This is a genomic window from Pseudomonas sp. PA1(2017) (assembly GCF_001945375.1).
Classification (GTDB): domain Bacteria; phylum Pseudomonadota; class Gammaproteobacteria; order Pseudomonadales; family Pseudomonadaceae; genus Aquipseudomonas.
In genome coordinates this window covers 18,552-38,766 of the sequence record NZ_MSXU01000002.1, presented here as the reverse complement: position 1 = coordinate 38,766, position 20,215 = coordinate 18,552, and the positions used below count along the sequence as shown (strand labels likewise).

Below are 20,215 nucleotides of genomic sequence, written 5' to 3'. Positions count from 1 at the left end.
CCAATCCATTGCCAGGAAAAACCATAGGCAGCTAGAGTCTCTTTCAATATTTTTTTGAAGATGATCGCCATGCTGCGTTTCGATGACCTGCAACTGTTCGTGCGCATTGCCGGGGAAGGCAGCCTGTCGGCGGCTGCGCGCCAGCTGGACATATCGCCCGCTGTGGCCAGCGCCGGCCTCAAGCGCCTGGAGCAGCAGTTGCAGGCGCGCCTTTTCGTACGCTCGACCCGTAGTTTGCGGCTGACCGCCGACGGCGAGGCCTTTCTGCTGCATGCCCGCCAAGCGCTGCAGAGCCTGGAGGCGGGGCGCCAACAACTGGCTGGCAGCAAGTCGGCGATCAGCGGGCCGCTGCAACTCGCGGCGCCCTCGGACTTCGGCCGTAACACGCTGCTGCCCTGGCTCGATACCTTCATGCAGACGCATCCCCAGGTGCAATTGCGCCTGCTGCTTGGCGACCGGGTCACCGATCTGTTTCGTGAGCCCGTCGACATCGCCCTGCGCTACGGCGAGCCGGAGGACTCGAGCCTGGTGGCGCTGCCGGTGGCGCCGGGCAACCGCCGGGTACTGTGCGCTGCGCCAGCCTACCTGCAGCGCCATGGCGAGCCGCGGCAGATCGCTGATTTACGCCAGCACAACTGTCTGATCTATATGCTCGGCGGCCGTGCCTACGAGCGCTGGCGCTTTCACGACGGCGACCGGGCGCACAGCCTGCAGGTGGCGGGTGATCGCCTCAGCGACGATGCCGATGTGGTGCGGCGCTGGGCCGTGGCTGGCGCCGGGGTGGTCTATAAATCCTGGCTGGACGTGGCCGGCGACGTGCACGCCGGGCGCTTGCGCATCCTCTTGCCGGAGGTGCTTGGCGAGCCGACCCCGTTGAATCTGATCTGCACCCACCGCGAGCAGTTGAGCAAGCCGGTGCACCTGCTGCGCGAGTTCGTGCAGGCGCGTTGTAGCGAGTTGCTGGCGCAGGCGCCGTGGCGCCGTTAAGCTGCTGCGGCAATCCACCACAGCCCGTTTGCCGCCACTGCCCCTAAAATCGCCAGCCATGAACCTGTCCCGTTCCAACCGCTCGTTGCTCGCCTGGGTGCTGTATTTCAGCGTCCTGTTCAGCGCGCTCGCCTGTGCGGTCAGTCATGGGCAGATGACCGGCCTGCAGCTCAGCGGCATGGATGGCGGCTACTGCGGCCTGGATGCCAGCGGCAGCATGGACATGGGCGGCGTGGATTCGGGCGTGCCGATGCCGTTCATGGGCTCGGTGTGTCCGTTGTGCTCCACCTTCGTGGCCCTGGCCCTGGCGGCCTTCTTCGGCCTGCTCGGCTTGCTGCCCCGGCAGCGCCCCGCCACCCCACGCCCCAGCGCCGAGCCCGGTGGGGCGGTCCGTTACCTGTGGCCCTCGGCCAACCCTCGCGCTTCGCCCCTGATCGCCTGAATCGCTGATTGTCGTTGCCTGCTGCGCTTGTCGCCGTGGGCAGTTCGCTCATGCATACGATCGGGCTTCACATGAAAAACGCGACACCGTCGTTCTATAACCTCGCCTGGCGCTGGCACTTCTATGCCGGGCTGTTCGTCATTCCATTCATGATCATGCTGTCGCTGACCGGCATCATCTACCTGTTCAAACCGCAGCTCGACGGGCTGATGTACGCCGACCTGCTGCAGGTCGAGGCCAGCGGCCAGCCGCTGACCGCCGACGAGATGCTCGCCCGCGTGCAGGCCGTTTACCCCCAGGGCAGCATCGGCAAGTACTTGCCGCCGGTGGACGCCGACCACAGCGCCCAGTTCGTGGTGAAGGTCGGCGAGCGCACCCGCAACGTGTTCGTCGACCCCTATGGGGGCGCCATCCTCGGTACCCAGGACGCCCACAGCAACCTGCAGGCCCTGGCTCGCTCAGTGCACGCCGACCTGTTGATCGGCACGCCGGGCGATCGGCTGATCGAACTGGCGGCCGGCTGGGGCGTGGTGCTGGTGGTTTCCGGGCTGTACCTGTGGTGGCCGCGTGGGCGTGGCGCTGGTGTGCTATGGCCACGGCTGTCGGCTCGTGGCCGCTTGTTCTGGCGTGATCTGCATGCCGTGACCGGCTTCTGGGGCGCCTTGCTACTACTGTTCATGCTGCTCACCGGCATGACCTGGACCGGCTTCTGGGGCAAGCAGTTCGCTGGTGCCTGGAACCAGTTTCCGGCCGCCATGTGGGATCAGGTGCCGACCTCCGACCGCCAGGCTGGTGAGCTCAATCAGAGCCACAGACAGACTGTGCCCTGGGCGCTGGAGAATACCCCGCTGCCCGAATCCGACCCCCATGCGGCGCACAATGGCGGCGCCACTCCGGCATCCACCGCCAACCCGACCGTGGGCCTGCAGCAGGTGGTGGACATCGCCAGCGAGCGAAACGTGCACCCTGGCTACAGCATCACCTTTCCGACCACGCCGACCGGCGTCTACACCATCGCGGTGTTCGCCGACGATCCGCGCAACGACGCCACCCTGCATGTCGATCAATACAGCGCCGCGGTGCTGGCCGACGTGCGTTGGGCCGACTACGGCCTGGCGGCGCGCGCGGTGGAAAGTGGCGTGATGCTGCACATGGGCAAGCTCTATGGCCTGCCGCACCAGCTGTTCATCTTCGCCGTGTGCCTGCTGGTTCTGCTCAGCTCGGTCAGCGGCCTGATCATGTGGTGGAAGCGCCGGCCCGCTGGTGGCCTGGGCGTGCCGCCGCTGCGTCATGACCTGTCACGCTGGAAGGTCGGCGTGGCGATCATGATCGGCCTCGGTGTGCTGTTCCCCCTGGTCGGCGCCTCGCTGCTGGCTATCTGGGCGCTGGATTATCTGCTGCTGTCGCGCCTCGCCAGTCGGCGCCTGGCCTGACCCAACCGGCGGCTGCCCGTGGCGGTCGCCCCGGAATTCTATTGAAGGAGAAGCACCATGACACTGAAGAAACTCGCTCTGACCGCTGCATTGCTCGCCACCAGCCTGCTGGCCAACGCGCATGAATACGAAGTCGGCCAACTGCACATCGATCACCCCTGGTCGCGTGAAATGCCGCCGGTGGCGCCGACCGCCGCCGCCTATTTCGTGGTGCACAACAAGGGCGATGCCGATGACCGCCTGCTCACCGTCGAGACACCCGTGGCCGGCAAGGCGGAGATTCACGAGCATGCCCACGTAGGCGGCATGATGAAAATGCAGCAGGTGCAGAACGTGGTGATTCCTGCCGGCGGCGAAGTGAAGTTCGCGCCCATGGGCTATCACGTGATGCTGTTCAACCTGAAGCAGCAGGCCCAGGCCGGTGAACGCTTTCCGCTGACCCTGACCTTCGAGAAGGCCGGGTCGGTGACGGTTGAGGTGGCGGTGCAGAAGGATGAGCCAGCGGCGGAAGGTGGGCATGACCATAAGGGGCATTGATCACACCTGCCGTGCGTGGCAACTTGCCTAACGGTTCTCGCTACGCCGTACTGAGGTGCTTTTTTCCACAAGGCTCACAGGCAACATCAATTGCCCCTTCAGGAGGCCGAGTGGAATCGTTGTGTAGAGGGTTGAGCGGCATGGATGCCGCGAGAGCCGCGATGGGCCAGGGATGGCCCTTCGCGGCGTGCCCTCGGAGCAACGATGTAGCGAGGGAACCCCGGCGAAGCCGGGGCCGGATGTCGGGGCTAGACCTTTTGGTTTCTTTTGGGGCAATGCCAAAAGAAACCCGCTCGTCAGAGCGGAACTGAAGGCAAAAGCAACACGGTAATCCTGACTATCCACAGTGGACGGATAAAAGCGTCGTCCACCCTACACGGCGGCTGAGCGACGTTTCACACCAGTCGAGCGTCCAGGCTGTTCTGCGCCAGTCGCTTGGCCTGCTCTTCGCTCATGCCCAGGCCTTCGTGCAGAGCCATGAAGTTTTCGGTGACGTAGCCGCCGAAATAGGCCGGGTCGTCGGAGTTGACGGTGACCTTCACGCCGCGCTCGAGCATGTCGAGGATGTTGTGCTGGCCCATGTGCTCGAACACGCACAGCTTGGTATTGGACAGCGGGCAGACGGTCAGCGGAATCTGCTCGTCGATGATGCGTTGCATCAGCCGCTCGTCCTCGCTGGCACGTACGCCATGGTCGATGCGCACGATCCTCAGCAGATCCAGGGCTTCCCAGATGTACTCCGGCGGGCCTTCCTCGCCGGCATGGGCCACGGCGTGCAGGCCTTCGCTGCGGGCCTTGGCGAACACGCGCTCGAACAGGCGTGGCGGAAACCCCTTCTCCGAGCTGTCGAGGCCAACGCCGATAAAAGCATCGCGGAACGGCATGGCCTGCTCCAGGGTCTGGAAGGCCTGCTCTTCGGGCAGGTGGCGCAGGAACGCGAGGATCAGGCCGTGGCTGATGCCTAGCTGCTTCTCGCCATCGACCAGCGCGCCCTTGATGCCGCGCATCACCACGTCGAAGGGAATGCCGCGGTCGGTGTGGGTCTGCGGGTCGAAGAACGGCTCGACGTGCACCACGTTCTGCGCCTTGCACTTGAGCAGGTAGGCCCAGGTCAGGTCGTAGAAGTCCTGTTCGGTGCGCAGCACATCGGCGCCGCGGTAATACAGGTCGAGGAATTCCTGCAGGTTGTTGAAGGCGTAAGCCGCGCGTAGCGCCTCGACATCGCTCCAGGGCAGGGCGATGCGGTTGCGCTCGGCCAGGGCGAACAGCAGCTCGGGCTCGAGGGAGCCTTCGAGATGCAGGTGCAGTTCGGCCTTGGGCAGGGCGTTGAGCCAGTCGTACATGGGTAAATCTCGTTCAGTCAAAGCGTGGCCGCGAAGTTTACCCCTATGCGCTCAACCGTGCGGCATCCGAGGGCATCAACGGTAAGTGACTGGAATTATTTACAGGATGTTGCAGTCGGAGCAGGATCGCTCTTATCGCCCTGAAAGGAATCATTCATGTTGAATGCCATCAAGCAGGAATACTGGTTGCTGCTGGCCGTGCTCGCCGCCCTGATCGCCCTGCCGATGGAGCATGCGTTACTCGGCCATGGCCAGGCCATCGCGCTGGCCGGTGCCGTCGCGCTGATCGCCGCCATCGTCTGCGCATCGCTGCGCGTCGCCCACCATGCCGAGCAACTGGCCGAGCGTGTCGGCGACCCTTACGGCACCATGATTCTCACTCTGTCGGCGGTGCTGGTCGAGGTGGTGATCCTGGCGATCATGATGAGCAACCAGGCGTCACCGACCCTGGTGCGTGACACCATCTATTCGGCGGTGATGCTCGACATCAACGGCATTCTCGGCCTGGCCGCGCTGATGGGCGGCATCAAACATGGCGAGCAGCCGTACAACGATGACTCGGCACGTAGCTACAGCGTGATGATCCTCACGGCCATGGGCATTTCCATGGTGGTGCCCGAGTTCATTCCCGAGTCGGACTGGAAGGCGTATTCGATGTTCACCATCGGCGCCATGCTGGTGCTCTACGCAGTGTTCCTGCGCATGCAGGTCGGCCCGCACAGCTATTTCTTCAGCTACAGCTACCCGGAGAAGAAGCACCGTGGCGGTGAAGGGCACGGCGACGACGAGTCTCAGGTCAACGTGGCCTGGTCGATCGGCGTGCTGGTGTTCGGGGTAATCGTCATCGGCGTGCTCGCCGAGGTGATGTCCCTGGCGCTGGATGTCGGCCTGGAAGGTACCGGCGCGCCGCCCGTGCTGACCGCCATCGTGGTGGCCGGCATTTCCGCGGCGCCGGAGATCCTCACCGCCCTGCGGGCGGCGCTGGCGAACCGTATGCAGTCGGTGGTCAACATCGCTCTGGGTGCGTCGCTGTCGACGGTGATTCTCACTGTACCGGTGATGGAAGCCATGGCGTTGTACAGTGGGCAGCCCTTCCAGATGGCCATGACCCCTGTGCAGACGGTGATGGTGTTCATCACCCTGATCGTCTGCGCCATCAACCTCAACGACGGCGAAACCAATGCCATCGAGGGCATGACTCACTTCGTGCTGTTTGCCACGTTTATCATGTTGGCGATGCTGGGGCTTTAGGTCGCCGTCATTACCGAGGTATCGATGGGCTGCGCCTAAGCGGCCCGGCCCATCCTACGGCCTTGAGGCTAACACCGCCTTCAGTGGGAGCGGGCCATGCCCGCGAATTTGTCGCGCGCATGGCGCGCTCCCACGAAGTGTCGCGAGAGCCGAAGGATGGGCGCCCCGCCCATCAACTCAAAGCGCTTACCAGGCGATCTTCTGGCCCTGGTAGTCGACGAAGTGATGGCCGCCCTGGCCGGCGAAGCGCTCGACCTGGGCGATCAGACCGCGGCAACTGTCGGCGACTTCGACCATGGCGTTCTCGCCGCCCATGTCGGTCTTCACCCAGCCCGGATGCATCGACAGTACGGTCGGGCGCGGCTCCGGCAATTCGCAGACGAAGCTGTTGGTCAGCGAGTTCAGCGCTGCCTTGCTGGCCTTGTACAGCGCCAGGTTGTTGCCCTCCGGGTTGGCCACGCTACCCAGCCCCGAGCTCATGAACGCCAGCACGCCGGTCTGCGGGCGCAGTTGGCCGACCAGGCGCGTGGCCAGGCGGATCGGCGCCGTGACGTTTGTCATGAACAGTTGGCCGAGCTCCTCGGCTGTGGCCTGTGCAGCCGACTGGTGACTGGGGCCCAGAACGCCAGCGTTGACGAACAGCAGGTCGAAGACCTGGCCCTGCAGGCGTTGCACCAGAGCATCCAGCGCAGCGCCGTCATCGATATCCAGTGATTCGATCTGCACACCGCTCAATGCCTGCAGTTCGGTGGCACGCGCCGGGCTGCGCACGGTGGCGGTCACCTGCCAGCCATCGGCGTGCAGCTGGCGTACCAAGCCCAGGCCGATGCCGCGCGAGGCGCCGATGATCAAGGCAGTTTTGTTCGAAGGCATGACGAAGCTCCGCTAATTGGCAAGGCCCATCAGCTTAGCAAGGGCGCGCAACTGTTACCTCGGATTACTACATATTCACTGACAAATCATGGGCTTAGCGACGCCGATCATAAAGGTTCGTGAAAGGTTGGCTTTCTAGAGTCCGCGCCTCCTGTCGTGCGAGTGGCGACTGAACAAGAAAAAGAGGAGAAATCGGTTTGTTGACCCTGATTGGCCTGTTGACCATCGTTTGCCTGGTGGCCCTGTTGCTCAGCGGGCGCATGTCGCCCGTATTGCCCCTGATCATGGTGCCGCTGCTGGGCGCCTTCTGCGCCGGTTTCGGCCCGGCGGAAATCTCGGTGTTCTTCAACGATGGGGTCGGCCGGGTCATCAGCATCGCCACCATGTTCATCTTCGCCATCACCTTTTTCGGCGTGATGCAGGACACCGGCTTGTTCCGGCCGATCATCGGCTTCATGGTGCGGCTGACCCGCGGCAACGTGATCGCCGTGGCAGTGGCTACCGCGATCATCGGTATGCTCGCCCACCTGGACGGCGCCGGTGCGACCACCTTTCTGCTGACCATCCCGGCCCTGCTGCCGCTCTACAAGCAATTGCGCATGAGCCCGTACCTGATGTTGATGCTGCTGGCCATCGGCGCCGGCATTCTCAACATGGTGCCCTGGGCCGGCCCGCTCGGCCGTTCGGCGGCGGTGACGGGCATCGAGGTCACCGAACTTTGGCGACCGCTGATCGCTGTGCAGGGTGTCGGCGTGGTGCTGCTGGTGGCGATGGCGGCCTTGCTGGGCTGGCGTGAGCAGCGCCGCATCGCGCGCACCGGTGGCACCGTGATCGAGGATGGCGAGAGCGATCATATCGGCAACCCGGGTGAGCTCAGCGATGAGGAGCGGGCGCTCGAACGGCCCGGGCGCATGTGGATCAATGCCAGCCTGTTCCTGGCGGTGCTGGTCTCGCTGTTCACCGGCATCCTGCCAGCGGGCTATGTGTTCATGATCGGCCTGAGCCTGGCCATGTTGATCAACTACCCGGACGGCAAGTTGCAGATGAAACGTCTGGCAGTGCATTCGCCGGCAGCGCTGAGCATGGGCATGATCATCCTGGCCGCCGGCTCGATGCTCGGCATTCTCTCAGGCACCGGCATGCTCACCTCCATCGCCCAGGATCTCGTCAAGGTGCTGCCCGAACCGATGGTCGGCCAGCTGCACATCATTCTGGGCTTCTTCGGTCTGCCGATGGAGTTCCTGCTGAGCACCGATGCGTACTACTTCGGCCTGCTGCCGGTGGTGCTGGAGGTGGTCGAAAGCCACGGCGTGGAGGCTGCCGGCGTGGTCTACGCGCTGATGATCGGCAACATCATCGGCACCTTCATCAGCCCGTTCTCGCCGGCCCTGTGGCTGGCGCTGGGCCTGGCCCGTCTGCAGATGGGCCAGCACATCCGTTATTCATTCTGGTGGATGTGGCTGTTTTCGCTGCTGATGCTCGGCGTTGCGGCGCTACTTGGGCTGTTCTGAACCGAAAAGGCGCCGTGAGTACGGCGCCTTTTCGTTATCAGCGTCCCAGTCGGCGCAGCTCGTCGGACTCGACGATGCGCAACCCTTCGCCGTCTTCCAGCGCCAGGCGCCATAGCGCACGGGCCAGGGCGGTCACCTCGATGGCGCGATGCTTGCCCGGCAGCCAGCGCAAAAAGGGCGCGGCCAGCCGCTCGCCGAGGCGGAACTCGTTGCGCGGGCCGAGCAGCAGGGAAGGGCGGGCGATGGTCAGTTGTGGCCAACCCTGAGCCTTGAGTGCCTCTTCGGTCTGCCCCTTGGTGCGGTTGTAGAACACCGACGAGCCCGGATCGGCACCGATGGCGCTGACTACCAGCAGATGGCGGGCGCCCAGTTCCCGGGCGCGGGCGGCGAAGGCCAGCACCAGGTCGTGATCGACGGCGCGAAAGGCGTCCTGGGAACCGGCCTGCTTGATGGTGCTGCCCAGGCAGCAGAAGGCGGTGTGTACCGGGCCGTCGAGCACGGGCAGCAGATCGAGCAACTCGCCGACCGGATTTTCCAGATGAGGATGTTCGGCCAGCGGCTTGCGACTCGGGGCCAGCACGCGCTCGACGGTGGGTTCGTTGAGCAGGCGATCCAGCAGGTGTTCACCGGTCATGCCCGAAGCGCCTGCCAGAAGAATGTGCTGGGGAGTCAAATACATTGTCGATCCTCGACTGCTATTCATTATCAGGCCGTTGAAAAACTACCTGCGTTGCCATCGCTGCGTTAAAAACAGCCTCAAAATGCTCATTTACAGCATGTAGACTGCGCTTTTTCGGCTGTTTTTGCCTTGCACTGGCTGCCTCGCCTACGTTTTTCAGCAGCCTGTGATGGAGTTTAGAGGGCAATCGCCGATTTATCGTTCAAGGCGCTTCGCTGTGTGCCTGGCGCAGCGCATCCCAGTGCTGGAGCACTGCGGCAGGCGCCCAGATCTGCGGTTCGGACGGCTCGAAGCCATCGGCCTGCTCGCGCTCGGCTACTGCAGCGCGGGCCAGCTCGAAAGCCTCTTGCAAGTCGTCGGTCTGTTGCAGCGCTTCGGCGAACAGGGCGCGACCGAAGTAGGTGAAGTCGGCCTCCTCGGAGCAGCCGAATGACACCCGGTCGGCGCGCGCGGCGGTCATCAGCAGGGTCTTTTCGTTTTTCAGAGCAGCAATGAAACCGCCGGAATAGCAGGCGGAGATCACCACCACCTTGTCGCGCTCGGCCAGCGGTTCGAGCAGGCTGGCCAGTTCGTCGGCGGGCAGGTCGGCGAGCTGCAGGCGCGGCTGGTCCAGGTTCAGCTCGTGAGTGCGCGAGCCGTGGCTGGTCAGGTAGATGAACACCAGGTCTTCCGGCCCCGTGCGTTCGGCAACGGCCTGTACCGCGCGGCGCAAGTTCTCGCGGGTCGCCAGGGGACGATCGGCCAGGTGGTCACGATGGTTGGCCAGGGTGATGCGGCCGTGGGCTGCGAAGCGCTCGGCCAGCAGGTCCGCCACGTAATCGGCTTCGCGCAGGAACACGCTCTGCTTGCCGTCTCCGGCCAGGGTCAGGGCATAGAGTTCGCCACGTGGCGTCGAGGTCGGCAGTGCGGCAATGGCCTGGTCGAGCAAATCGCCTTGTTTCAGCAGGCCGATTTCCAGCGGATCAGGCAACGCCAGGCCGTTTTCGTCGCGTACCCGAAGGCCGCGGCGCCAGGTGCCTTGCTGCCGGGTACCGTCAACACCGACCAGCGTGCCCTGGCCATTGAACTGGCCATTGGCAAACTGACCGTCGTAGCGGCCGCCGTCGGCTTGCTGCAGATGGCCTTCGCCCTGGTAGCGCCAGTCGCGAAATTGCCCCGTATAGCGGCTGCCATCGGTGCCGCGGTATTCGCCCTTACCGTTGAGCGCGCCTTCTGTAAAGGTACCGCTCCAGACATCGCCGGCCGCGTTCTGATAGCGGCCCTTGCCGTGGAACAGGCTGTCCTTGAATTCGCCGTCGTAGCTGTCGCCGTCACTGCCGCGGTAGCTGCCGGCACCCTTGAGCTGGCCGCCAGCGAAGTGCCCGGAAAGCTGGTTGCCGAGTTCGTCCTCGCGCAGGCCCTGACCGTCTGGCAAACCCTTGGTGAAGAGCCCCTGGAAGCGGCTGCCGTCAGCCTGTTCGAGAATGCCGAAGCCGTGGAAGCGGCCTGCGTGGAACTGCCCGCGGTAGGTTTGCCCGGCTTCCTCCAGCACGCCTTCGCCGCTGAACCGGCCCTGGCGGAAGCCGCCGCTGTAGCGGCTGCCATCGGCTTTGCTCAGCGTGCCCTGGCCATCGTAACGGCCGGCGGCGAATTCACCGACGTAATGCTCGCCGTCGGCGCTCTGCCACTCCCCGGCGCCTTGGCGTTGGCCATCGACGAAATGGCCGACATAACGGCTGCCATCGGGATAGTCCAGGCGGCCTTCGCCCTGCAGCAGGCCTTCGATCACCTCGCCGTGGTAGCGCGAACCGTCGGGCAGGATTGCGTCGGGAGGAAGCAGTTGAGTGCTCGGGCCGCAGGCCGTGAGGGCGAGGGTCAGGGCCAAAGGCGCGAGGCGAAACATGCAGTACATCCCTGTCGGATAAGCGTTGCCGGCAGTATGCCGCAAACCGCCTGGCGACGCGCAGCCATGCTGATCAGGCTGCTGGAGCGGGATCTGCCCCTGTTAAGCGGCCTGCATTCGCGGCCTATAATGCCGCCTTGTTGACGGGCCGCGCTCGTCGAGTTTGCGGGGAATAATCATGCTGCTTCGTGGCCTGTTCTGGCTGGTGCTGTGTCAATTGCTCGGCACGGCGATCAATGCGCTGTTTCTGCCGATGCTGCCGGGGCCGATTCTCGGCATGCTGCTTTTGGTGGTGTTCCTGCTTTGTCGGGGCCAGGTCGACGAACCGATCCAGCAGGCGGCCAGCGGCTTGCTCAAGTACCTGCCGCTGCTGCTGGTGCCGCCAGCGGTGGGGGTGATGGCTTATGCCGAGGCCATCGCTGCCGACTTCTGGGCGGTGATCGGCGCGCTGGTGCTGTCGCTGATCCTGTCCCTGGTGTTCGCCGGCTGGATGATGCAGAAGCTGATCGAGCGCCAGGCGCGCCGTCGGGAGCTGCCATGATGCTCGACTGGCACGGCGCCTGGATGGCCGTCACCCATCACCCGCTGTTCGGCGCGGGCGTCACCCTGGGCGCCTATCAGTTGGCGATTGCCGTTTACGAGAAGACTCGCCTGGTATTTCTGCAGGCGGTGCTGGTGTCCACCATGCTGGTGATCGCCATCCTGCTGCTGTGCGGCCTGACCTTTGCCGAATACAAGATCAGCGCCGATGCGCTGACCATTTTCCTCGGTCCCGCCACCGTCGCGCTGGCGGTGCCGCTGTATCTCAACCTGCGGCGCATCCGCCAGGTGTTCTGGCCCACGGTGCTCACCCTGCTGGTTGCGGGCGTGGTCGCCACCGTGCTCGGCGTCGCCCTGGCCTGGATGTTGGGCGCCGAGCACAACATGCTGATGAGCATGGCGCCCAAGTCCGTCACCTCGCCGATCGCCATGCTGGTGGCCAGCCAGATCGGCGGCCTGGCGGCGCTGGCGGCGGTGTTCGTGATGATCACCGGGGTGCTGGGCGCAATCATCGGGCCGTCGTTGCTGCGCCTGTGTGGTGTGCGCAATCATGCCGCCATGGGCATGGCGCTAGGCATGACCGCCCATGCGGTCGGCACCTCCCGGGCCATGCAGGAGAGTGAGGAGTGCGGCGCCTTCGCCGCGCTGGCCATGAGCCTGATGGGTGTGTTCACGGCGATCCTGCTGCCGCTCGCCATCGTCTTCCTGAATTGAGAGTTGCAATGACCTTACCTCTGTTTCCGCTGCACACCGTCCTGTTTCCCGGCTGCACGCTGGATCTGCAGATATTCGAGGCGCGCTATCTGGACATGATCAGCCGCTGCATGAAACAGGGTGAAGGCTTTGGCGTGGTGTGCATCGTCGAAGGCGCCGAGGTCGGTGAGGCCGCCGAGCGCGTCGCGCAGATCGGCTGCGAAGCGCGAATCACCGATTTTCAGCAGCGCCCCAACGGTCTGCTGGGCATTCGTGTGCAGGGCGGGCGGCGCTTTCGGGTCAAGCAGGCCCAGGTGCTGCCGGACAAGCTGACCCTGGCTCAGGTCGAGTGGCTGGACGAGCAGCCCGAACTGCCGCTGGGCGAAGACCAGGCTGACTTGCTGGCGCTGCTCGGCGCCCTGGCCGAGCATCCGATGGTCGCCAGCCTGGACATGGGCGGCGGCGCCGACAGCCAGGCCGAGCTGGCCGACAAGCTCGGCTATCTATTGCCGTTCAGTGCCGAGCAGAAAGTCGCCTTGCTCGCCGAGCCCGATGCCACCCAGCGCCTGGAGATGCTCCAGGCCTGGGTGGAAGAGCTGCAGGGCGACGGCGCTGCTCAATAGCGATAGATTTCCACGCCTTCGGACATACGCAGCAGCGCCATGCTCGTCAGCAGCAACGCGCAGCCCGGCACGATCATCCACCAGACCCTGGCCGGCAGCGGTGGTAGCGAGGCGAAGCGCTGCATCAGCGCCAGGCTCAGCGCGCACAGGCTGCTGGCCAGCAGGGCGCCGGCGATGATGTCGCTCGGCCAGTGCACACCCAGGTAGACCCGCGACAAGGCGATGAACAGCGCCGGCAGGCAGGCCAGCAAGATCCAGGTCAGGCGCAGGCGGGCCGGTTGGCCGCGACCGGCGAGGATGGCAACTGTAAGGAAGAATGCAAAGGCCGCCGAACTGTGCCCGCTGGGAAAACTGTAGGTATGCAGCGGCTCGAGCAGAACCTCGGGGCGCGCCCGCTCGAAGAAGTTCTTGAGCATGCCGTTGGCCAGCGCAGTGCTGAGCATGGCACCGCCGGCGAACAGCAGCGCCTGCCATTTGCGGGTGATCAGCAGCAGGATGCACAGCAGCGCGGCGACCGCCAATTGCACGTCGAAGTCGCCGAAGTGGGTGATCATCACGGCGATGTGGTCGAAGCGCGGATTGCGTTGTTCCTGGATCAGCGTCATCAGGCCCTGGTCGAGGGCGATCAGATGTGGCCAGCCGATGAACAGGGCGACCAGCAGGATGGTGCCCAGCCCTGCGGCGATCACGCTGGCCTGGCGCTGTTCGCGAAGGCTGCTCTGAACCGTCAGCACCAGCAACAAGGCAAGGCCACCTGCCACCACCGCGGCCTGTGGCCAGAAACCCTCCGGTAGCGGCAGGCGCAAGGCAGCGCCTGCGGCCCATCCCGGCAGCAGGTAGGCGACCGACCAGCCGGCGGCGGCCAGCATGCTGACGGCGATGAAGCGGCCGAGCGGCATGCTCAGCATGCCGGCGACCATCGGCAGCATCGGGCGCAGCGGGCCGATGTAGCGGCCCAGCAGCAGGCTGGCGACGCCATAGCGTTCGAAATAGGTTTCCGCGCCGCTCAGCCACTGCGGGTGGCTGCGCAAACCCGGCAAGCGGCGGATGTCCTGGTGGAAGTAGCGCCCCAGGGCGTAGGAGATGGCATCGCCGAGCAGGCCGCCGAAGTAGGCCAGCGCCAGGGTTTCCCACAGGCTCAGGGCGCCGTTGCCGGCCATCACGCCGACGGCGAACAGCAGCACGGTGCCGGGAACGATGATGCCGGCGATGGCCAGGCATTCGATGCAGGCGATCACGAAGATCGCCAGGCCCAGCCATTGCGGGTTGGCCGCCAGCCAGGTAGTCAGACTATCGAGCCATTGGCCCATGGATGGACACCTTCATAGAGGAGAAATCGAGGCTTCGACCTGCCCAGCTGAAAAGCGGTTCCTTTGGCGGGCGAACGCGGCCAGGCGGCGACAGCGGTGGATCATAGCAACGCGCCAGGTGATTGAAAGGGCGTTCGAACGCTCGGTTACAAGCCTTTGATGACCATCTGCCAGGCACCGCTGTGCGCGGGGCGGCATGACCGCTATAATCAGCAACTTTTTCCAACTGCCGACCTGAGTTGCCATGACCGAGTCCGTGCTTGACTACATGACCCGCCTGGGCCGCGCTGCCCGCCAGGCTTCGCGCGTACTCGCGCGGGCCAGCACCGCGCAGAAGAACCAGGCCCTGCAGGCCGCCGCCGCCGCCCTCGATGCCGCGCGTGGCGAGCTGGCTGCCGCCAATGAGCTGGACGTTGCCGCTGCCCGCGCCAACGGGCTGGAGCCGGCCATGGTCGACCGCCTGGCGCTGACCCCGAAGGTCATCGACAGCATGATCGAAGGCCTGCGTCAGGTCGCCACGCTGCCGGACCCGATCGGCGAGATCCAGGGCATGCGCTATCTGCCGTCCGGCATCCAGGTCGGCAAGATGCGCGTACCGCTGGGCGTGATCGGCATCATCTACGAGTCGCGGCCAAACGTGACCATCGATGCCGCCAGCCTGTGCCTGAAGTCCGGCAACGCCACCATCCTGCGCGGCGGCTCGGAAGCGATTCATTCCAATCAGGCCATCGCCCGTTGCATCCAGGCCGGCTTGGCCGAGGCCGGCCTGCCAGCCAGTGCGGTGCAAGTGGTGGAAACCACCGATCGCGCGGCCGTGGGTGCGCTGATCACAATGCCCGAATTCGTCGACGTCATCGTGCCGCGGGGCGGCAAGGGGCTGATCGAGCGCATCAGCCGCGACGCCAAGGTGCCGGTGATCAAGCATCTCGACGGTGTTTGCCATGTTTACGTGGATATCGCCGCCGATTTCGACAAGGCCATCCGCGTTTGCGACAACTCGAAAACCCAGCGGTACTCGCCATGCAATGCCATGGAAACCCTGCTGGTGCACGCCGATATCGCCGCCCGCGTGCTGCCGCCACTGGCCGCCATCTACCGCGACAAGGGCGTCGAGCTGCGCGGCGACGCGCAGACGCGCGCGCTGCTCGGTGATGACGTGCTGGAGGCCAGCGAAGACGACTGGTACGCCGAGTACAACGCGCCGATCCTGGCGATCCGTGTGGTCGACTCGCTGGACGCCGCCATCGAGCACATCAACACCTACGGCTCGCAGCACACCGACGCGATCATCACCGAGAACTTCAGCGATGCGCGGCGCTTCCTCACCGAAGTGGATTCCAGCTCGGTGATGGTCAATGCTTCGACGCGCTTCGCCGATGGCTTCGAGTACGGGCTGGGCGCCGAGATCGGCATTTCCACCGACAAGCTGCATGCCCGCGGCCCGGTCGGCCTGGAAGGGCTGACCAGCGAGAAATACGTTGTATTCGGCGACGGGCACGTGCGCACCTGATGGCCGATCCCAGGCGCATCGGGCTGCTCGGCGGTACGTTCGACCCGGTGCATATCGGCCACTTGCGCGGTGCGCTGGAGGTGGCCGAGTTCATGGCACTGGACGAGTTGCGGCTGATCCCCAGTGCGCGGCCGCCACACCGTGAAACCCCGCAGGTCGGGGCGCAGGATCGCCTGTCGATGGTCGAGCAGGCGGTGGCAGGGCTCTCGCCGCTGCAGGTGGATGATCGCGAGCTCAAACGCGACAAGCCGTCGTACAGCATCGATACCCTGGAGTCGCTGCGTGCTGAGCTGGCTGCGGACGACCAGTTGTTTCTGATTCTGGGCTGGGATGCCTTTTGCGGTTTGCCAGCCTGGCACCGTTGGACCGAGCTGCTGCAGCACTGCCACATTCTGGTACTGCAGCGCCCGGATGCTGACAGCGAGGCGAGCGAGCCGCTGCGCGACCTGGTAGCCGCGCGCAACGTGGCAGACCCGCTGGCGCTGAGAGGCCCGGCAGGGCAGATTTCTTTCATCTGGCAGACGCCCCTGGCGGTGTCTGCCACCCAGATTCGTTCGCTACTGGCGAACGGCCGCTCGGTGCGCTTTCTGGTGCCCGATGCGGTTCTGGCTTATATCAACGCCCATGGACTGTACCGTGGGTGAATCGAACACGAGGCAAACGAGCACGTTATGACGGACAAAACCATGCACAGTGAAGACCTGGTCAAAGTGGCCATCGCAGCACTGGAAGAAATCAAGGCCCAGGACATCACCACCATCGACGTGCGTGAGAAGACCAGCATCACCGACTACATGGTGATCGCCAGCGGTACCTCCAGCCGTCACGTCAAGTCGCTGGTCGACAACGTGCTGGAAAAGACCAAGGAACAGGGCGTGCGCCCGATTGGCAGCGAAGGCCTGGACAGCGGCGAGTGGGCCCTGCTCGACCTGGGCGACATCGTCGTTCACGTGATGCTGCCGACCACCCGCCAGTTCTACGACCTGGAGCGTCTGTGGCAGGGCGCCGAGCAGAGCCGTGCCCAGCAGGGCGGCGAGCGCGAGTAAGGCTTCCCGTGCGCATCAAACTGATCGCGGTCGGCTCGCGCATGCCGCGCTGGGTCGAGGATGGCTGGCAGGAATATGCCAAGCGTATGCCTTCAGAGCTGTCCCTGGAACTGGTGGAGATTCCCCTGACCACGCGTGGCAAGAATGCCGACGTGGCGCGGATGATCCGTCAGGAAGGCGAAGCCATGCTGGCGAAGGTGCAGCCTGGGGAACGCATCGTCACCCTGGAAGTCGAAGGGCGACCCTGGAGCACCGAGCAATTGGCGGTCGAGCTGGACAAGTGGCGGCTGGACTCGCGCACGGTCAACCTGATGGTCGGCGGCCCTGAGGGCCTGGCGCCGGAAGTGATGGCCCGCAGCGAGCAGCGCTGGTCGCTGTCACCGCTGACCTTGCCACACCCGCTGGTACGGATACTGGTCGGCGAACAGATCTATCGTGCCTGGACGGTGTTGTCCGGTCACCCTTATCACAAGTAGTCAGCGGTCCCGATGCCCCAGCCGATCCGTCTAAAAGATCACGAGAAGGACGCGCGCCTGATTCGCAAGCGCGCGCTGGTCGGTGGCTCGGTATTCCTGATGCTGACCCTGATACTGATCGCCCGCATGTATTACCTGCAGGTGATCCAGTACGAATACCACTCCACCCTGGCGGAAAACAACCGCATTCACGTGCAGCCGATTCCGCCCAACCGCGGCCTGATCTACGACCGCAACGGGGTGATCATCGCCGACAACCGCCCCAGCTTCAGCCTCACCCTGACCCGCGAACGCGCCGGCGACTGGGAGCAGGTGCTGGATGTGATCGTCGAGGTGCTGGAGCTCACGCCCGATGATCGCGAACTGTTTGAGCGCCGCGTGAAACAGGGGCGCCGGCCGTTCGAGCCAGTGCCGGTGCTGTTTGAGTTGAGCGAGGAGCAGATCGCCCGGCTGGCGGTGAACCAGTTCCGCCTGCCCGGCGTCGAGGTGGTCGCGCAACTGGTGCGGCACTATCCGCAGCGCGAGCACTTCGCCCATTCGGTCGGCTACGTGGGGCGCATCAACGAGAAGGAACTCAAAGAGCTCGATCCGGTGGAGTACAGCGGTACCCACCATATCGGCAAGACTGGTATCGAACGGTTCTACGAAGATGAATTGCACGGCAAGGTCGGTTACGAAGAGGTCGAGACCAATGCCCGTGGCCGCGTCCTGCGAGTGCTCAACCGCACCGACCCATTGCCCGGCCGTGACGTGGTACTGACCCTCGACGTGCACCTGCAGGAAGTCGCCGAGAATGCCCTGGGCGGGCGACGCGGCGCGGTAGTGGCGCTCCAGCCGCAGACTGGCGAGGTATTGGCAATGGTCAGCCAGCCGAGCTTCGACCCCAACCCCTTCGTGACCGGTATCGGCTTCAAGGCCTACGCCGAGCTGCGCGACTCCATCGACCGGCCGCTCTACAACCGCGTGCTGCGCGGCCTGTATCCGCCGGGCTCGACCATCAAACCGATGGTGGCGGTTGCCGGCCTGGATGCCGGGGTGGTGACGCCCACCTCGCGGGTGTTCGACCCCGGCTTCTATCAACTGCCCAACAACAGCCACAAGTACCGTAACTGGAACCGCACCGGCGACGGCTGGGTAGATCTGAACACCGCGATCATGCGCTCCAACGACACCTACTTCTACGATCTTGCCCACAAGATGGGCATCGATCGCCTGCACGACTACATGACCCGTTTCGGCATTGGCCAGCGCGTGTCCCTGGACATGTTCGAGGAAACCGCCGGCCTGATGCCGTCGCGGGACTGGAAACGCGCCCGCTACCGGCAGCCGTGGTACCCCGGCGAAACGCTGATTCTCGGCATCGGGCAGGGCTATATGCAGGTGACTCCCCTGCAGCTCGCCCAGGCCACCGCGCTGGTGGCGACCCGGGGCAAGTGGGTTCGCCCACACTTGGCGCGGACCATCGACGGCAGCCTGCCCCACGATCCTAATCCGATCCCGGATATCGTACTGCGCGACCCCAGGTACTGGGATTACGCGCGCCAGGGCATGGAATCGGTAATGCACGGTCCTCGGGGGACGGCGCGCAAGGTTGGCGATACTGCCGCCTATCGGATCGCCGGCAAGAGCGGCACGGCCCAGGTCGTGGCGATCAAGCAGGGTGAGAAATATGACCGCAACAAGGTGCAGGAACGCCACCGTGACCATGCCCTGTTCGTCGGTTTCGCGCCGGCGGAAAACCCGCAGATCGTGGTCGCGGTGATGGTCGAAAACGGAGAGGCTGGCGGTGCTGTTGGGGCACCGGTGGTCAAGCAGGTGATGGATGCCTGGCTGCTCGACGAGAACGGCCAGCTCAAGGCCGAATATGCCAAGCCCGGCGCCGCTGCGCCGCTCAATGCAGAGGTGAAGCAACCATGAGCCTGACCGGCAGCTTCGACCGCACGCTGTCCAGTGACGACGTTCTGCGCCGCCGCTCCAGCCTGCTGCAGCGTCTGCACATCGACGGCATCCTGCTGCTGTTGTTGCTGCTGCTCGCCACCGGTAGCCTGTTCGTTCTCTACTCGGCCAGCGGCAAGAATGTCGACCTGCTGATGAAACAGGCCAGCTCCTTCGGCATCGGCCTGGTGGCGATGGTGGTCATCGCCCAGTTCGAGCCGCGCTTCATGGCCCGCTGGGTGCCGCTGGGCTATCTGTGCGGCGTCGGGTTGCTGGTGGTGGTTGACGTCATGGGCCACAACGCCATGGGGGCCACGCGCTGGATCAACATTCCCGGCGTGATCCGCTTCCAGCCGTCGGAATTCATGAAAATCCTGATGCCGGCGACCATGGCCTGGTATCTGTCCAAGCGCACCCTGCCGCCGAGCCTCAAGCACGTGTCGGTGAGCCTGGGCCTGGTGGTCACGCCGTTCGTATTGATCCTCCTCCAGCCAGACCTGGGCACCTCGCTGCTGATCCTTGCCTCCGGCGCCTTCGTGCTGTTCATGGCCGGCCTGCAGTGGCGCTGGATCGCCGGCGCCGTGGCGGCGGTCGCACCGATTGCCGTGGCCATGTGGTTCTTCGTCATGCACGACTACCAGAAGCGCCGGGTGCTTACTTTCATCAACCCGGAAAGCGATCCGCTGGGCGCTGGCTGGAACATCATCCAGTCCAAGGCGGCAATCGGCTCGGGCGGCGTGTTCGGCAAGGGCTGGCTGCTCGGCACCCAGTCGCACCTGGACTTTTTGCCGGAAAGCCACACGGACTTTATCATTGCCGTTCTGGCCGAAGAATTCGGCCTGATTGGTGTCTGTCTGTTGCTGCTCTTGTACATTTTGTTGATTGCACGCGGTCTGGTGATTACCGTGCAAGCGCAGACGCTGTTCGGTAAGCTGCTTGCCGGCGGTTTGACCATGACCTTCTTCGTTTATGTGTTCATCAATATCGGCATGGTCAGCGGGTTGTTGCCGGTAGTGGGAGTGCCGCTGCCGTTCATCAGTTATGGCGGCACGTCATTGATTACGTTGTTGTCGAGTTTCGGAATCCTGATGTCCATCCACACGCACCGTAAGTGGATCGCTCAGGCTTGATTGGGGTTATGAAT

General features: G+C 64.5%; 20 protein-coding genes. 15 read left to right on the top strand and 5 right to left on the bottom strand.

What is annotated here, in order from left to right; translation table 11 throughout:
• The first annotated feature begins 69 nt into the window (after positions 1 to 69).
• From BVH01_RS04430 to BVH01_RS04415, 4 genes are all read left to right on the top strand, one after another.
• A complete protein-coding gene (locus BVH01_RS04430; protein ID WP_075929305.1) occupies positions 70 to 987 on the top strand; it encodes a LysR family transcriptional regulator in 918 nt (305 codons plus the stop codon).
• A gap of 58 nt (positions 988 to 1,045) precedes the next feature.
• Positions 1,046 to 1,429: a DUF2946 domain-containing protein gene (locus BVH01_RS04425; RefSeq protein WP_075929181.1), complete on the top strand. Its 384-nt coding sequence runs from the start codon at positions 1,046 to 1,048 to the stop codon at positions 1,427 to 1,429.
• A 71-nt stretch (positions 1,430 to 1,500) separates the two neighbouring features.
• Positions 1,501 to 2,862 (top strand): PepSY domain-containing protein, encoded by a 1,362-nt coding sequence (locus BVH01_RS04420; RefSeq protein ID WP_075929180.1) that lies wholly within the window; start codon positions 1,501 to 1,503, stop codon positions 2,860 to 2,862.
• Between the two features lie 57 nt (positions 2,863 to 2,919).
• Positions 2,920 to 3,399: a copper chaperone PCu(A)C gene (locus BVH01_RS04415; protein ID WP_075929179.1), complete on the top strand. Its 480-nt coding sequence runs from the start codon at positions 2,920 to 2,922 to the stop codon at positions 3,397 to 3,399.
• A gap of 395 nt (positions 3,400 to 3,794) precedes the next feature.
• Here the strand turns inward: BVH01_RS04415 and BVH01_RS04410 are convergent, their stop codons facing one another.
• Positions 3,795 to 4,742: an adenosine deaminase gene (locus tag BVH01_RS04410; RefSeq protein WP_075929178.1), complete on the bottom strand. Its 948-nt coding sequence runs from the start codon at positions 4,740 to 4,742 to the stop codon at positions 3,795 to 3,797.
• A 156-nt stretch (positions 4,743 to 4,898) separates the two neighbouring features.
• Between BVH01_RS04410 and BVH01_RS04405 the strand changes: the two genes are divergently transcribed.
• Positions 4,899 to 5,993: a calcium:proton antiporter gene (locus BVH01_RS04405; RefSeq protein ID WP_075929177.1), complete on the top strand. Its 1,095-nt coding sequence runs from the start codon at positions 4,899 to 4,901 to the stop codon at positions 5,991 to 5,993.
• Between the two features lie 186 nt (positions 5,994 to 6,179).
• Here BVH01_RS04405 and BVH01_RS04400 read toward each other — a convergent pair whose 3' ends face one another.
• Positions 6,180 to 6,866: an SDR family oxidoreductase gene (locus BVH01_RS04400; protein WP_075929176.1), complete on the bottom strand. Its 687-nt coding sequence runs from the start codon at positions 6,864 to 6,866 to the stop codon at positions 6,180 to 6,182.
• Positions 6,867 to 7,063: 197 nt separating this feature from the next.
• Here BVH01_RS04400 and BVH01_RS04395 point away from each other — a divergent pair, with 197 nt between their 5' ends.
• Positions 7,064 to 8,377 (top strand): CitMHS family transporter, encoded by a 1,314-nt coding sequence (locus BVH01_RS04395; RefSeq protein ID WP_075929175.1) that lies wholly within the window; start codon positions 7,064 to 7,066, stop codon positions 8,375 to 8,377.
• Positions 8,378 to 8,414: 37 nt separating this feature from the next.
• On the opposite strand, the gene BVH01_RS04390 is transcribed toward BVH01_RS04395, so the two are convergent.
• Together BVH01_RS04390 and BVH01_RS04385 are read right to left on the bottom strand one after the other, a co-directional pair.
• Positions 8,415 to 9,056, bottom strand: a complete 642-nt coding sequence (locus BVH01_RS04390) for an oxidoreductase (protein WP_075929174.1) — start codon at positions 9,054 to 9,056, stop codon at positions 8,415 to 8,417.
• A gap of 202 nt (positions 9,057 to 9,258) precedes the next feature.
• On the bottom strand, positions 9,259 to 10,938 hold the full coding sequence (locus tag BVH01_RS04385; RefSeq protein WP_083659424.1) for a C13 family peptidase: 1,680 nt from the start codon (positions 10,936 to 10,938) through the stop codon (positions 9,259 to 9,261).
• A 178-nt stretch (positions 10,939 to 11,116) separates the two neighbouring features.
• On the opposite strand from BVH01_RS04385, the gene BVH01_RS04380 reads away from it, so the two are divergent.
• From BVH01_RS04380 to BVH01_RS04370, 3 genes are read left to right on the top strand one after another with little or no spacing between them, the layout of a single operon-like run.
• Complete coding sequence (locus tag BVH01_RS04380) at positions 11,117 to 11,479, top strand: CidA/LrgA family protein (RefSeq protein ID WP_075929172.1); 363 nt, start codon at positions 11,117 to 11,119, stop codon at positions 11,477 to 11,479.
• Entirely contained in the window at positions 11,476 to 12,192 is a 717-nt protein-coding gene (locus BVH01_RS04375; protein ID WP_075929171.1) for an LrgB family protein, read from the top strand. The genes BVH01_RS04380 and BVH01_RS04375 overlap by 4 nt, the downstream gene beginning before the upstream one ends.
• An 8-nt stretch (positions 12,193 to 12,200) precedes the next feature.
• On the top strand, positions 12,201 to 12,794 hold the full coding sequence (locus BVH01_RS04370) for an LON peptidase substrate-binding domain-containing protein (protein ID WP_075929170.1): 594 nt from the start codon (positions 12,201 to 12,203) through the stop codon (positions 12,792 to 12,794).
• Here the strand turns inward: BVH01_RS04370 and BVH01_RS04365 are convergent.
• Positions 12,788 to 14,104, bottom strand: coding sequence for a bifunctional DedA family/phosphatase PAP2 family protein (locus BVH01_RS04365; RefSeq protein WP_075929169.1), 1,317 nt, complete (start codon positions 14,102 to 14,104; stop codon positions 12,788 to 12,790). The two genes, BVH01_RS04370 and BVH01_RS04365, sit on opposite strands and share 7 nt — an antisense overlap.
• A 244-nt stretch (positions 14,105 to 14,348) precedes the next feature.
• Here BVH01_RS04365 and BVH01_RS04360 point away from each other — a divergent pair, with 244 nt between their 5' ends.
• From BVH01_RS04360 to rodA, 6 genes are read left to right on the top strand one after another with little or no spacing between them, the layout of a single operon-like run.
• Complete coding sequence (locus BVH01_RS04360; protein WP_075929168.1) at positions 14,349 to 15,614, top strand: glutamate-5-semialdehyde dehydrogenase; 1,266 nt, start codon at positions 14,349 to 14,351, stop codon at positions 15,612 to 15,614.
• Positions 15,614 to 16,258, top strand: a complete 645-nt coding sequence (gene nadD, locus BVH01_RS04355; protein WP_075929167.1) for a nicotinate-nucleotide adenylyltransferase — start codon at positions 15,614 to 15,616, stop codon at positions 16,256 to 16,258. Before BVH01_RS04360 ends, nadD begins: the two co-directional genes overlap by 1 nt.
• 42 nt (positions 16,259 to 16,300) lie before the next feature.
• Positions 16,301 to 16,660: a ribosome silencing factor gene (gene rsfS / locus BVH01_RS04350; protein ID WP_027903646.1), complete on the top strand. Its 360-nt coding sequence runs from the start codon at positions 16,301 to 16,303 to the stop codon at positions 16,658 to 16,660.
• Positions 16,661 to 16,668: 8 nt separating this feature from the next.
• On the top strand, positions 16,669 to 17,136 hold the full coding sequence (gene rlmH / locus BVH01_RS04345; RefSeq protein ID WP_013792712.1) for a 23S rRNA (pseudouridine(1915)-N(3))-methyltransferase RlmH: 468 nt from the start codon (positions 16,669 to 16,671) through the stop codon (positions 17,134 to 17,136).
• Between the two features lie 12 nt (positions 17,137 to 17,148).
• Complete coding sequence (mrdA, locus tag BVH01_RS04340) at positions 17,149 to 19,053, top strand: penicillin-binding protein 2 (RefSeq protein ID WP_075929166.1); 1,905 nt, start codon at positions 17,149 to 17,151, stop codon at positions 19,051 to 19,053.
• Between the two features lie 44 nt (positions 19,054 to 19,097).
• The gene (gene rodA / locus BVH01_RS04335; RefSeq protein ID WP_177344600.1) at positions 19,098 to 20,201 is read left to right on the top strand and encodes a rod shape-determining protein RodA; all 1,104 of its coding nucleotides are present in this window, start codon (positions 19,098 to 19,100) and stop codon (positions 20,199 to 20,201) included.
• Positions 20,202 to 20,215 lie beyond the last annotated feature (14 nt).